At 59.8% G+C, this 13509-nt stretch carries 14 protein-coding genes; 6 read left to right on the top strand and 8 right to left on the bottom strand.

The window, feature by feature from the left end:
* Positions 1-93: 93 nt before the first annotated feature.
* Positions 94-1449: a recombinase family protein gene (locus FJ978_RS02380; protein WP_140569808.1), complete on the bottom strand. Its 1356-nt coding sequence runs from the start codon at positions 1447-1449 to the stop codon at positions 94-96.
* Between the two features lie 191 nt (positions 1450-1640).
* Between FJ978_RS02380 and FJ978_RS02375 the strand changes: the two genes are divergently transcribed.
* Positions 1641-1895, top strand: coding sequence for a helix-turn-helix domain-containing protein (locus FJ978_RS02375; RefSeq protein ID WP_140569806.1), 255 nt, complete (start codon positions 1641-1643; stop codon positions 1893-1895).
* A gap of 184 nt (positions 1896-2079) precedes the next feature.
* Here the strand turns inward: FJ978_RS02375 and FJ978_RS02370 are convergent, their stop codons facing one another.
* On the bottom strand, positions 2080-2322 hold the full coding sequence (locus FJ978_RS02370; RefSeq protein ID WP_140569804.1) for a hypothetical protein: 243 nt from the start codon (positions 2320-2322) through the stop codon (positions 2080-2082).
* An 80-nt stretch (positions 2323-2402) separates the two neighbouring features.
* Entirely contained in the window at positions 2403-3266 is an 864-nt protein-coding gene (locus FJ978_RS02365) for an ATP-dependent DNA ligase (RefSeq protein WP_140569803.1), read from the bottom strand.
* An 83-nt stretch (positions 3267-3349) separates the two neighbouring features.
* Here FJ978_RS02365 and FJ978_RS02360 point away from each other — a divergent pair, with 83 nt between their 5' ends.
* Positions 3350-3568: a hypothetical protein gene (locus tag FJ978_RS02360; RefSeq protein WP_140569801.1), complete on the top strand. Its 219-nt coding sequence runs from the start codon at positions 3350-3352 to the stop codon at positions 3566-3568.
* A 190-nt stretch (positions 3569-3758) separates the two neighbouring features.
* On the opposite strand, the gene FJ978_RS02355 is transcribed toward FJ978_RS02360, so the two are convergent.
* The 4 genes from FJ978_RS02355 to FJ978_RS02335 form a co-directional block, all read right to left on the bottom strand.
* Positions 3759-4196 (bottom strand): hypothetical protein, encoded by a 438-nt coding sequence (locus FJ978_RS02355; protein ID WP_140569799.1) that lies wholly within the window; start codon positions 4194-4196, stop codon positions 3759-3761.
* 420 nt (positions 4197-4616) lie between these two features.
* Complete coding sequence (locus FJ978_RS02345) at positions 4617-6731, bottom strand: hypothetical protein (RefSeq protein WP_140569796.1); 2115 nt, start codon at positions 6729-6731, stop codon at positions 4617-4619.
* Positions 6731-8053 (bottom strand): hypothetical protein, encoded by a 1323-nt coding sequence (locus tag FJ978_RS02340; protein WP_181180372.1) that lies wholly within the window; start codon positions 8051-8053, stop codon positions 6731-6733. Before FJ978_RS02340 ends, FJ978_RS02345 begins: the two co-directional genes overlap by 1 nt.
* A 546-nt stretch (positions 8054-8599) precedes the next feature.
* A complete protein-coding gene (locus FJ978_RS02335) occupies positions 8600-9832 on the bottom strand; it encodes a site-specific integrase (RefSeq protein ID WP_140569795.1) in 1233 nt (410 codons plus the stop codon).
* A gap of 330 nt (positions 9833-10162) precedes the next feature.
* On the opposite strand from FJ978_RS02335, the gene FJ978_RS02330 reads away from it, so the two are divergent.
* The gene (locus tag FJ978_RS02330) at positions 10163-10702 is read left to right on the top strand and encodes a J domain-containing protein (protein ID WP_140569793.1); all 540 of its coding nucleotides are present in this window, start codon (positions 10163-10165) and stop codon (positions 10700-10702) included.
* A gap of 77 nt (positions 10703-10779) precedes the next feature.
* On the opposite strand, the gene FJ978_RS02325 is transcribed toward FJ978_RS02330, so the two are convergent.
* On the bottom strand, positions 10780-11013 hold the full coding sequence (locus FJ978_RS02325) for a hypothetical protein (protein WP_140569792.1): 234 nt from the start codon (positions 11011-11013) through the stop codon (positions 10780-10782).
* A 339-nt stretch (positions 11014-11352) separates the two neighbouring features.
* Here FJ978_RS02325 and FJ978_RS02320 point away from each other — a divergent pair, with 339 nt between their 5' ends.
* From FJ978_RS02320 to FJ978_RS02310, 3 genes are all read left to right on the top strand, one after another.
* Positions 11353-12216: a sterol desaturase family protein gene (locus FJ978_RS02320; protein ID WP_246678029.1), complete on the top strand. Its 864-nt coding sequence runs from the start codon at positions 11353-11355 to the stop codon at positions 12214-12216.
* Positions 12217-12283: 67 nt separating this feature from the next.
* Entirely contained in the window at positions 12284-12982 is a 699-nt protein-coding gene (locus FJ978_RS02315; RefSeq protein WP_140569788.1) for a DUF2161 domain-containing phosphodiesterase, read from the top strand.
* 56 nt (positions 12983-13038) lie between these two features.
* A complete protein-coding gene (locus FJ978_RS02310) occupies positions 13039-13446 on the top strand; it encodes a DUF930 domain-containing protein (RefSeq protein WP_032927719.1) in 408 nt (135 codons plus the stop codon).
* Positions 13447-13509 lie beyond the last annotated feature (63 nt).

Raw genomic sequence — 13509 nt, 5'->3', positions numbered from 1 at the left:
GTTCGTCGGGCCGGTCATTTTCACCCCTGGCGACCGCCGAGTACAAACCGCGCTGGCAGGCTCGACAGGGCGGCGATAGGGGACCGATGGCGTTTAGCGCCGAGCGGCAGCTCGCTGTCGGGCCGCTGAGACGGTTTCGCTCTTTGTCGTAGGAAACCCAGCCAGGCCGTAGGCTTTCACAATCGAGCCGAAGCGCTTCTTGAAGGCTTTGCCGTCTGGAAGGTCGGGATCTTTGTTGAGCAAAGCGATAGTTACGTAGCCGAACGTCGCATGCACCCTGCGGATGCCATCCAGCAGCGCCTCATCCGAAAAGTATCTATGTCGTTCGCCTGTCGGCGGACATATGAATCCAACGGCCTTGTATGCAGCCACCAGGCTGCCGAAGTGGATCCAATACGCATGTGCGGATGGCGTGTACGCGCACTCGTTGATTATATCCTGCGATAGTTTCTTTTTCTTGCGAAAGAGGCGCTGCAGTTTTCGGATCATATCGGCTCTGTGCAGGCCATAGACCCGTTTCAACCTCAACTCTCGCTGCACTCGGGCAAATGTTTTGAGACCGACAATAGGCTCCATCACCTTGGTTCGTACCCATTGATTTGGCGGGTTGTGCTTCACGGGCGTCTTCATTTTGTGGCTAGTCCGGTTAAAGACATAGTATCCGATCATCAGTTCGCTTCGGAGGATACCTTTGACCCTTCCCCATCGCCATAAGTCGCCATCCGTTGACGGGATCTTTTCGTCGTTCAACGCCTTGACGATGCTCGCAATGCTTCGTTTCTGCGCGAGAAACATGCGGAAAATTCGCCGTATAATTTTGAGCTCCTCGTCGGGCCCATGCATAAAGACCACTCGGTCTGATTTCAGTCCCTTACGGTCCCCCGGTGCGAGCAAGAATTTCGGCGTTCCATCCTCGCTGACCAGAAAACGCCTTATGCCATAAGGCGCAGGGCCGCCCTGCTTAAACCCCACACGCGCTTGCTGGATTTGCGCTCTGTAAATTTTGGTGGAAAGCTCGCGGCTGTACTCGGCCGCCATCACCCGCTTCAGGTTTTTTACGATGCTGGCGACCATGCTGCCGTCATTGTCGAATGGTTCCCCGCAGTAATGGACATTGACGCCTGCATCGCGGCAGATGAACTCGTAGTGCGCGGCTTGATCCGTGTCCTGAAATCTTCCCCACCTGCTGACATCCAGTACGAGGATCGCGGAAAAGCCGCCCTGGCCAGTCACCACATCTGCTAGCAGCCGCTGAAGTCCATCTCGGCCTTTCAGACTTAAGCCGCTTTTGCCGGCGTCGGCATAAGTGCGGACGACGGCAAAGCCTCTCATCTCGGCATACTCCGAAATGGCCGCTCTTTGGTTTTCCAGTGAGTAGCGCTGATGTTCGGTTGACATGCGAAGGTATTGTGCTGCCGGGACGCGGAGAGCAGTCGAGAGTTCGGGCATCGCCGGCCCTCCTTACTACCATCTGACGGTATTCGAGGGAGAGTAACACGCAGCGAATTTCAGATTAAAGGAAACTTGAGTTATCCATTGTCTCAAATTCATTTAGCGCACTGTAGTGCACAGGATCAGTTATACGCGATAGCGCATATCACCGTTTTATACGCATTCGCGTATCCTCGGAGGACCATCTCATGCTTGACGCGATAGCGCGCAATGAAAAGCAGATCGGCGCCATCCTGCGGCGCGCGCGTCGGAACGCAGGGCTTACGCAAGAGGCGCTTGGAGATCGAGTGCACCTCCGCCAGGGCACAATATCGCACCTTGAGGCTGGTAAGCCTACAGTGCAGCTGCGGACCTTGATGGCGACGCTTTCTTCCCTCGGTCTGGAAATTGTCGTTCGTCAGCGAAGCAGGGGCAGCCCTGCCGACTTCGAGGACCTGTTCTAACGAGAAGCGGCAACGTCACCCAAGCTAGTGTGCCGCCGGCGAGCAGTCCGTGATCGCGCCATATCGCTGCTCCCGCGAATCCGTCATGCCCTCAAATGCGGCGGACCTGATCGTCCGCTTGGCCGGTGCCTATTTACCCAACAGCCCCCCTGTTAGGCGCCGGCCATTTTACCCCGACAAAGGACTACCCGGCGGCAGGCGGTCTAACCGAACCTGTAGTGTTCCATCGGATGAACTCGACTTCCTTCCCGGTGACTTGCCGCACAGTGTTTAATAGCACCTCGTGCAGGACGCGCGTCTGCCTGTAGTGGTCGCAGTGTGGCGATATGAACGGCTTGATGATGCTCAGGTGCAGCGCTTCCGCAGCCGCCAGAAAGCGCTCGATTTCAGCCTGCGATAATTGCTTGGAAGGTTTTGATCTGGCCATAGGTAGCGAACTCCGTTTGAGGGTGATCGCCGCAACGGGAGGATTATATTCCTGATAGGGATTGGGCCGGCAAGTGCTGGCTATTGCTTATCCCGGAAATCCAGCAGCTTGGCGTGGCGGAGCTTTTCCTCGCCCTTCAGGAACCGGACGCGACCGACGAGACCAGGCTTCAGCCATTCGGCTTTTTCCTTCTTGAGACCGATCGGCACCGGCCCGCCGACTTTCCCTTGCACGCGTTCCCATAGTCGCTGACGCTTGTCGGCTTTAAAGGCAACGAAAGCGCCGCCGGCATATTGACCCTTGTCGGCCATGAGCACCATTGCGGGCTTACCTGCCTCGCGCTGCACCCCGATGATGTCCATTTCCTTTTCGGCATAGCACTTGATCTTGCGCCAGTTCATCGTCGGCCCGCTGCGGTAGACGCTGTCCTTACGCTTTGAGACCATGCCCTCCAGCCCTGCCCTGTCCACCCGGCTATAAACTGCGGCCCCGGTGCCGGGCATGGCTTTGCTGACCTGAATGCGACCGACGGCTGGTATCAATTCCTGGAGGATTTCGCGGCGGTCTTCCACCGGCATGTTGCGCAAATCATGCCCATTCAGGTGCAGGAGATCGAACGCCACCAAATACAGGTCGCGCGATGGGTTACGGCGGGTGACAGCTGACTGCAGGGCGTGGAAGTCGGACAAGCCGGCCTCGTTGACCGTGATCGTCTCGCCATCAATGATGAAGCTTTCCGCCTCGATCGCCTCCGCTTCTCCTGCAAGTTCGATATAGCGGCCGGTCCAGTCGTAACCGTTCTTGGTGAACAGACGGATCCCGTTTTCATCCTTGATAATCTGGGTGCGATACCCGTCAAATTTGACTTCGTGGAGCCATTCGTCGCCTTGCGGTGGCGTGTCGACCAGCTCGGGTTCCATGGGTTTGATGAACTTCAGAGGCATGCGCTGACTCGCATAGTGCGATTCAATTAGCGCGCGCTAAAATGGTTCCGGAACATTTTAGGCAAATTGAAAGTTCGACGGGGATGACAAAGCTATCCGACCTCGGCCCGCCGATCCACGGCAAGTTGCACGGCGGAGAAGAAATCCCGGAAGAGCAGCATTTCTATCCTTGTCCATATTGCGGGCAAAAGGTGGACCAGCGCGATTTGCGCCAAGTGTTTTGGCATGAAGGGCCAGGTCACGAACCGCTGGAGATGGAACAGGGCGCCGAGATAATCAACTTCCCTAACCGTGCGAAATGACAGCACCATGTGCGCCGGAGACCGCCAGTTCGGCCGCCAACCAGAAGCCCGCGGCCATGAAAACTAGGACAACTAAAGCAAAGAGCCACAGCCTCATCGCTTCACGCTACCAAAACCAAAAAAGCCCGCGACCGTGGAGCAGAGCGACAGGGGACTAACATTCGTTGGTAGCAGGACGATCTGAGGTGGATCAGGGCAGGGAATTTTCGCATCCGGGAAGACGTGGGTTAGCCAGACACAAGCAGGTTGGCGTGTTTGCCTGGGCTGGATCCGAGCAGTTAGTCTCCGACGACGATGAAGAGTGATGATGTCGGCCGATGTTCGCGATAAGCCCGCCAGTCACCCCGCCGGTCACGCCCGCAACCGTCGCACCAACGACCACAGTGCTCATCCCAGGACCAGAACCTGTTCCATCCGCTACGAGCGTGGCGCCCCCTTTGCCACCAATTCGAAAGGTTTTCACGTGCGTGACGACGGGAGCGGCGCCAGATTTATCTGCACCTATTGTGACCACGTCCTGTAGCTTCGTGCCGTCAGCGAGTTGGTAAGGCGACAATACCTGAGTGCCCGACACTGCACAGCCGGCCACAATCGCGAGAAGCGCCAGAATCGACAATTTGATTTTCATTGAATTTCCCCAAGCCCGAAGCAACAGTTGCAGACTTGGCGGCCGAATGATGTACCCAAATTACCACAGCATGCCGGCTTAGAGTTGGCCGTGGCCGTAGCACAGCGTCTGGAAACGCTGGGACCAACCAGCATAGGTCAACTTGCGGCGAACGGGTTGGTTGCGTGACGCTATGCCTTGCTCTCGCCTTGTTAGTTGCAGTCACTTCCGTTTTCACCATTTCCGCCCTATGTTCCGCCAATGTCCAGGAATACCGTCCTTCAGCTCATTGCCGCTGTCATATTCGTTGTCATTCTTATCGGCATCCACCAGGGCCTTGGCTGGATTCTGGACCAGATGACCACGCAATTCATCTACGGCGCCGCTTCGGCGTCCATCGTCATCCTGAGCGTGTTCGCCGTCGCCTTCTGGATGGAAGGGTCAATTACTTTCGGTCGAGGAAAGCAAAAGCGCTCTCGCGACACGATCGACCTGTGATTGTTGCAGCCGCGATCCTTGGCCGGCCTTCATAAGGGCGGCAAGCACCGGGCTCTGCTGACCGCTTGTCAGCGCAGCAGCCATCTGGGAAATCGCTTTGTCGTTGCCGCCGTTCCGTAGAGCGCTGACCACTTTTTCGGCCGACCGTAAGCCCGCTGCACGAGCGGCACCCCTGACACCCCCAGCAATGAACCCCTCAGGAACGCCAAAACCCCGGCTCGTCTCGCCCGAGATGGCGTCCTGAGCCGCTATGCGCGCCGCACTCTCGGAGTTGCGGGTGACGATGTTCGATGTGTCGGCAAAGAGTTTTTCACGGTCGAGCAGATTGATGATCGACTGCGCCTTGTCCGAGCCGAATAGAGTCGAGAGGCGAGCGCGGTTCCAGTCCCCCTCGCCTTTGATCAGACGCTGAAGCGCCACACGGTCGTTTGCGTTCGTGCCGACGATTCGCTCTATCTCCGCCCGGGCCCCTTCCCGCAACCGCAGCGGCACGGCGGACGGCCCGACTTGCAAGCCCTGCGGTAGCGCACCCCGTTGAACTTCAGTGGCGAGTTCATCGGGACGCGGCGCTTCCCGGCCGCTTGAAAGAACGCTCTGGCCACGCTGAACCGCTTCCTTCTGCCGGGCCAACTCGGCATATTTCGCGTCAACCTCCTTGATGCCCGGAACCGACGCCCGAAGCTCGTCATCAACAGCTTGCCGCGCGGTGGTCAGCGCGTTGACGGCATTCGTCCCCTGCGTCGTCTCCAGCATGTCGTCGATCGCGTGGCGGGTGTTCAGCAGCTCCGCCGCGTCAGACACCAGTGTCGTTCCAGGGGCCGGCTGGCCAAGCGCGCGAGCCCGAGCAACATCGGCCGGCGTCGGCTGATGGTCCAGCATCGAGCGGACACGCTGCACAAGGCGCTGTGGCTCCCCGCGCAAAGTCTGGGCTTCAGTCTCGAGATAGCGAGCAATCGGCAATGTGTCGACCGGACCGGCATCGCGCAACGCCTCTCGATACTCCGGGGCCAGGCGCTGCTGATTTGTATTCGCACGATCGATGATGCGCGACGGCGTAGGAGCCTCGCCAAGCGTTTCATCAAGGGCGGATCGAATGCGCCAGTTGGCATCTGCATCGCGCGCGCCGATGGCGTTGCGAACAATGGCCTTTCCCTCGCCAGGCGTAGCGGCAATGGCGCCGGCCGTGTGCCGCATGTTTGGGCCAAGATCCATCAGCATGCCGTCGTTGCCGAGCTGCGCCAGCTTTGCCGGGTCGACGGCATCCTGCCGGGCGGCGTCCGCCAAGACGGACACGGCGCGCTTGTCGAGCCCCAAGGCGCGAGCCACGGACCCAATGTGGAGATTGTCGGCAACCGCCTTCACGCCCTTACCGATGAGCGGACCAACGACAGGAGCCGCAAGGCCAGCGCCAAGTCCCATCAAACCGCCCTTGAACGTCTCGCGCGGATCTCCGCCAGACCGAACGGCGCTATCAGCCGCATTGATCATTCCGCCAGTGCCGGCACTGATGAGAGCTTGGGCAGGGACAGAGGCCGCGCCGATGCCGAAGGCCTCCGGGGCCGCCATCATCGCCGGCAGCGTACCCGCGACCGCACCCGTCACGTTGCCAAGCGTCTTGGCGACAGGGTGAGCCGCACGGCTTGTCTCTTGCATCTGAGCCATGTCGCCTTGAACCTGGGAATAAGGTTCGCCGCTGATCGCGGAGCCAATGCCGGCTGCTGCTGCTGTCAGACCCTTGTCGATCAAGGGCCCTGCGATTGGAATGCCTTCACCCGTTGAAGTCAGGAAGGTGCCGCCAGCGCCCATATCAAAGCCGGGCGGCTGATAGTCTGGCACCTTGTGGCCGCCTTCGGGCTTCGGACCGCCGCCGTCCATGATCTGCTGGGCCTTAGCAATTCCAGCCTTGGCGCGTTCGTCGGCCGCCGCTGCATCCCCGTCTGGCGCGGCCGGCAGAGACTTCGCAATCTCTTGGACCGCCGCATTCTGCTGCTCGGGCGTCATCGACAGAAAGGCATCGTCGACCTTGACCTTTTGGCCCTGGATGTTGAGCGTTGCCATCAGGGTTCGATGCTCCATTTCAAGCCGTTGCTCGTCGTGCCGGTGCCAGTCGGTTCCGCTGGCGGTGCATCCCCTGCCCCGCGGCTGTTCCTGATGGCGTCGACCATCGCCCGGACTCGCGCCAGCTTGTCGTCGACAGATGCCTTTGCTTCGCCGGGCCTGGGCGTCAGGATGGATGCCTGATTTTCCACTTCGGCCGGCGCCGCTGTGGCACCGGACACGCTGTACAGGTAGGACGCGATGATGGTCTTCAGCGAATTCGAAGCGCGCTGGTAGTCCGGCGATTTCAGGTAATCCGCCCCGTAGTCCGAACCGTGCGGCACAGCGGAAAGCGCCTGATCCGAGAGATTGGACAACGCAGAGAAATTGTCTTCAACAATCTTCAGCTCGGGCGCGACCACTGAATACAGCTTGGCGTCTCGCTGCTGCTGCTCGTTCGGTGCCTTCGTCTTCGGACCCGTCAGGGGCATGATGCCGGCGTTCTGGTCCGGTGCCGGGTTTGCCGCACGCGGGCTCACAGGCGCCGCCGGAGTTGGTGCCGGGGCAGATGGGACCGCAGGAGCAGCCGCAGGAGGGGTTGCCTGGGACGCTGGAGCCGCTTGCGGAGCGGCGGGAGCCTGCGGCGCGGTGCGAGGCCCTACAGGGACAGCAGGAGCATCCTTGCCGGCCTGACCGAATACACCTTGCGGGGTCAGGAACAGCATTTCGCCGTTCGGGCCGGTGATCGTCTTGCCGGCACCGAGCTGCTGGGCCTGTTCCTCTGTGAGGTCTCCGGTGTCCATCAGACCGTTGAGCGACTGTGCCTCAACCGAACTGCCCTTGAACCGGAACTTACTGGCATCCTGTCCGCCGCCGATGGCCTTGGATTCGCCGGTACGCTTGTTGTAGAGCGTATTGTCGTCCAGCTTCTCCCAATCGGTCTGCTGGCCGGTGTAAACGGCCTGGTGCGTCTTAGGATCGACGAGCGAGCCGCCAACTTCCACCAGCTTGTTCTGGTCAGCCTGAAGCTTCCGTTCGTCGAAATCGAGACGGGCCTTTTCGGCCGGCGTCATCTGCGGATTTTGCAGACGTTCCGTCTCGATCCGGGTCTTTTCCATTTCGAGCCGGTTCTTCTCCATCTCCATTTGCGTGGCCGGGTCGGCTTCATCCATCTTCTTTTTCAGAAGCAGGCTGACAACGCCGCGCTGTTCAGCACTCAACCGGGGATCTGTCGCGGCCTGCATGAGCTGCTGAACGGTCGGTCCGCCGCCTGCGACCTGAACGCCACCACTGTGAGAGGACGGCGCCACACCAGCGGCCGGTGCAGGGTTGGCGCCAAGCATCGGCGCGCCGCCACCGTCAGCGGCACGCGGGGACTGTACAAGCCGAGGTGCAGGCGCGGGCACGGGAGCGCCAGACAGAGCTTGCGCGGTGGTCTGCTGCGGTCCGGAAGCGGCAGGAGCGACAAGAGCGTTGGCGACGGCGCTGCGGGCTACTACTGGTGCCATCCCTGCGGCAGGGTCTAAGCATTTGGAATTGTACTCAATTTCAGGGTTCCTTTCGTTGTTTGAGCACTCAACAAATCACTACAAAACCTAGCATTTTTCGGGACTCACGTCGAACCGAGGATGGCTCATATACCCGTCTTTTTGTTCCCCTTTGGTTCCGCCTTATGCGTACGGCAAAGCGCCGCGCCGAAAACCTATGAAAGCCCTCCCAGGCTATGCACTGAAAAATTGGAGGGAAACCGTCACCACGCCTACGCGCGGTTTCGCGGCCGGCTCAGATCAAGCCGCGAACGGTCCACACACAATCCGGTCCCTCAAATCAGACTTGAATATCGGCCTGTAGGATTCGCCCGTCAACCCTCCGGCCACGCCAGGAAACAACTATTCCCGGTTTCCCACACCCACTAAGCGAAGATTTCGATTCGTATTGCTTGCGGCCAGGTAGTTCTGCCAAGCCGCCATAAGCTTTCGCCTCTTTTCCAACGCATCCGATCGGCGATAAGCATTCTCGACTGCATCACCAACTTTGTGGGCGAGAGCTGCTTCGGCGACTTCGCGCGGGAAGCTGGTTTGATCGCCGGCCCAATCCCGAAACGCCGACCTAAAACCGTGCGGCGTATACTGCCCAACTTCCATGCGGCGCATCTGCATCGTCATGGCCATCACGGATAGAGGCACATCAATTGGTCGCTTGCTTTCGCCTGGGAAGACATAGTCTGAAACGCGCGCCTCGTAGAGCGGCGTCAGGATAGCCAGGGCAGCATCAGTCAGCGGCACCCTATGAAGGACGCCGGCCTTCATGCGGTCGGCCGGCACGGTCCAGACCTTTTCCTTGAAATCGATTTCGGGCCAGGTGGCGCCGAGGACTTCTCCCGAGCGCGCCGCCGTCAGGATGAGGAAGTCCAGCGCCTTCGCGGACATGGCCTCAGAGGCCCGGAGGCGCTTCACGAACGCCGGCACGTCAACGTAGGGCATCGCCGGATGATGCCCGCGTGAGAGCTTCTTTCGCTTCGCTAGGAGATGTTGCAGATGTCCACGCCACAAGGCGGGATTTTCGCCCGATCGATGACCGGCAGCTTTTGCCGCATCAAGCACCCGCTCAATCCGGCCGCGCAGCCTTTGCGCCGTTTCAGGCTTCTCTTGCCAGATGGGTTTCAGGATCTCCAAAATGTCGGCTGTATCGACCTTGTCCACCGGCTTCGTTCGGATCGATTTGCAGTAGGTATCGCCGAGGGTCATTTCCCACTGTGCTTTGTGCTTGGCATTCCGCCAGCCCTTGCCCACCGCCGCGATGAGGTCTTCCGCGCATTTCGCAAATGTCGGCTTTTCGGTCTTGGCTTCCGTGTCGATCGGTTCGAGGCCACGGCGCAGCCGGTCCCGGCAGTCGGTGGCGGCAATGCGCGCATCCTTCAGAGAGACGGAAGGGTAAGAGCCGAGGCCCACTTCCTTCCACTGGCGGCCCTTTCCAGAGCCCTTGAAGTGAACGAAAGTCCAGGACTTGGTGCCTTCCTTCTTCGCCAGCAGATAGAGCCCGCCGCCGTCGCTATGCCGCCCTGCCTTCAGGCCTTTAGCCCGGATGGTGGTTTCGGCCAGCAAGTTGAGTGAGCGAACCATTCCCTGCAACTCCGTTCCTAACTTCGAAGCATGATGTTAGCGGATTGGAAGGGATATCAGCAAACAAAGAATGGCGGAAACCTAAGGGAATCAACGGGTTTCTGATACATCAGCAAACGTTGAAGGACGGAGGTTTAAAAGACACTCCCTCCGCCATTGAGTGCCAAGGTCCGTTTCCTCACTAGGCATTAGCCGGCTATCGACGCCGGACCAAAGTCTTGACAGCCGCAAGCAAAGGTCTGACGTAACCGCTTTGGTTCCGCACTTGTCCATTGGACGTTCTTTATTTTAGCCAATATGAATATATGATTGCGTTGAGGGAGCGCCGCTATGTTCATTGACTACTACGAAGTTCTCGAAGTCAGCCCAAACGCCAACTCCGAAACGTTGGAACGGGTGTTTCGTTATTTTGCCATGCGTTACCACCCCGACAATCAGGCCACCGGCAATGAGGCGCGCTTCAGCGAAATCGTAGAGGCTCACAACACGCTGAAGGATCCTGTCAAACGTGCGCAGTACGACATCCAGTACAAGGACCATGCGGGGCTCAGCCGGGAGTTGTCCGAGGAAGCCGGAAACACCAAAGGCATGGAACGTGACGTCGTCATTCAAGCCAGACTGCTCGCGCTCCTTTATGTAAAGCGCAGACAGGACGTCAACAATCCCGGCATTGGAGATGTCGAGCTTGAGCGATTGTCAGGCTGTCCGCGAGAGCATCTCGAGTTTCATCTCTGGTACATGAAGGCAAAGGGTTGGATCGCAAGGATCGAGAACGGGACGATGGCGATCACCGTTGAAGGCATCGACCGCGCCAATTCCGATCATCGCCGTGACCCGACCACCAAACTCCTGGACCACACGGTCGCTTGAAACTCGCGCTTGGCGCCGGCCGGGCGGCGTATCCGCGGCGATGAGGCGCGTGGCGGTGCAGCGACGGTCCGATTTGCTCAGTCGGCTCGCTGGGTGCGCTCCGCGAGGGCAAATGCCTGCAGGTTCCTCGCCTTGCCGACGTCCTGATCCGCATTTGCGATGATCGAAAAGAAGGCCGCCCTGGCGATATCCTTCTTCGAGGCGCCGGGATGCTCCTTCTTGGCAGCCTTGACGAGCTGCTTGGGAGACATGTCGGGCGTGACGACCCTCATGAGGGTGTCACCGATCGCACTCATTTCATTTGCGTCCATGATGGGCATCCCCTGCTGATTGCAAATGCCACGATAGCAAGGACAACTCGCGGCCGCCAACATGGTTCTTGATCAACATGGGCCTTGAAACGAAAAACCCCGCCGGCAGGGACCGGTGGGGTTAGTCCTGGGAGGACGCGCGTAACGCTGCGTTCGTCGACCGCGCGTTCCCCCTATATCGCCCGCGTGCGACACCAATGTGACACGCAGGCGGGCGGCTGCTCCATGCCCGGCATAGTCGGACGATCGGCATCAAGCCTTTCGAAAGGAGAAATGTGGTTCTCTCGGGAAACGCAAGCGCTGGAGGCGCTGCCGAAAGACAAGGCGATAGGCGGGCGAATGGATATCTTTGGCATCAAGACGCTGTTGATCTGCGCGCTGATCTTCATTCCGTTCGAACATCTGTTCGCCGAACGGCCGCAGAAGATCTTCCGCAAGGGCCTTGGTGTCGATCTGCTCTATCTGATGTTCAACGCCTTTATCATAAAGGTGGCCATGGTCATCATGGCGGCGAGTATCCTCGGCGTCGCTGCAATCCTTGTGCCGCAATCGGTAACGCAGGCCGTCAGTGGCCAGCCCATCTGGCTCCAGGTTGCCGAAATCATCCTGATCACAGATGTCGGCGTCTACTGGGCGCATCGGGCTTTTCACAAGATCCCGGCACTTTGGAAGTTCCACGCGGTTCACCACGGCATTGAGGAGCTGGATTGGCTCGGGGCTTTCCACTCCCACCCGGTCGACGCAATCGTCACCAAGGCGATATCGCTGACGCCGATCCTTCTGCTTGGCTTCTCGGAAGGCGCGATCGCCGTCTTTTCGTTTATCTATCTCGGGCACACGATGCTCGTTCATTCGAACCTGCGGATTCCGTTCGGCCCGTTGAAGTGGCTGATCGCCGGCCCGCAGTTCCATCGCTGGCACCATGCCAACCAGCGCGAAGCCTATGACAAGAACTTCGCCGGGCAGTTGCCCTTCCTCGATCTGGTGTTCGGCACCTACAATGCCACCGGCGACAAGGTGCCCGACAAATACGGCGTCGACGATCCGATCCCGTCCACCTATTTCGGCCAGGTCGGCTATCCGTTCATGCCCCGCAAGAAGCCATCGGATCGCGTCGCGCCAGGCCCCGAAGCACGGCAGCCGACATCGACGGAGCACGGCCCGTTGCCGCCGGTCTTGCCCGACATTGGAGGCATCGCCTGATTGCCTCGAGGCCAGGGCGCCTTTCCGCGGGCAAGCATTTTGCGGCGAATCGGCTAAGTCTTGCGGCATGAACGAGACCTCACTCTATGCGCCGGTGAAGCGGTTCCTCGAAAGTCTCGACTTCGTCGTGAAAGGGGAAATCGGCGGTTGCGACATCGTCGCGCTGCGCGAGGGCGAACCGCCGGTCGTGGTCATCTGCGAGCTGAAGCTGCAGTTCAATCTGGAACTGGTGCTGCAAGGCGTCGACCGAGCGGCCGCCTGCGACGAAGTATGGCTGGCGGCACGCATGTCGGCGCGCGGCAAGGGGCGCGAAAGCGACGCCAGGTTCCGCAATCTCTGCCGCCGGCTCGGCTTCGGCCTGCTCGGCGTGACCGCGAACGACCGGGTCGAGGTGCTGCTCAGCCCGGTCGCATTGGCGCCGCGCAAGAATGCGCGCAAGCGCTCTCGGATCGTCGATGAGCACCAGCGCCGTCGCGGCGATCCGGTCGTGGGCGGCGGAACGCGCAATCCGATCATGACCGCCTACCGCCAGAGCGCCCTCACCTGCGCCGCCGCGATGATGGATGGACCCAAGCGGCCGCGCGACCTGAAGGCCTTGACGCCGATCGCGCCGAAGATTCTGCAGCACAATGTCTATGGTTGGTTCGCGCGTGTCGACCGCGGTCTCTACGACCTCACCGATGCCGGCCGCGCCTCGCTGGTCCGTTGGCCGCAGGCTTCGCACGATGAAGCACGACACGAGATTTTGATTGCGCCGCCCCCCTGAAAGCGGGCGCTTGCCGAGCATGAAGCGCCCCGCTTGGTTGATTTGTCAGATAAAATATGCTGCTAGTCCCGCCCATGAATAGACCCTGCATGATGGCCATCGCGTCCCTGGCGCTGGCTTTTCCGGCCAGCGCGATGGACAACGCATTGCGTGCCGGACTGATGAAACTCGATCCGCAAACCCGCCTGGAACAGCGCTGCGACGCCGAGGTCCTGGACCGGATCACGCATGACGATCGCAAGTTCAAGGCCGACCGTGTCGTTGCCTATGCCTTCGCGACGCCCGAGATGAGCGCCGACGCGATCAAGAGCTCGGGTGCGGCGTTCCGCAGCAAGGGACAATGGTACCGGCTGAAATTCAAATGCCAGACCGGGCCGGATCATATGGAAGTTCTCCAGCTCCGCTACCGGATCGGTGACGAAATTCCCGAGACCGACTGGGCGAAGTACAATCTCTACGACTAGCTCGTCCGCCGGCGATTGCTGAAGCCCCTGTAGTGCCACAATCACGAAAGTGGTTTTCAAGCG

Source organism: Mesorhizobium sp. B1-1-7 (genome assembly GCF_006442705.1).
In the GTDB taxonomy this organism is placed as follows: Bacteria; Pseudomonadota; Alphaproteobacteria; order Rhizobiales; family Rhizobiaceae; genus Mesorhizobium; species Mesorhizobium opportunistum.
The sequence above is the reverse complement of the archived record's forward strand: the minus strand, read 5'-3'. Positions and strand labels throughout refer to the sequence as shown.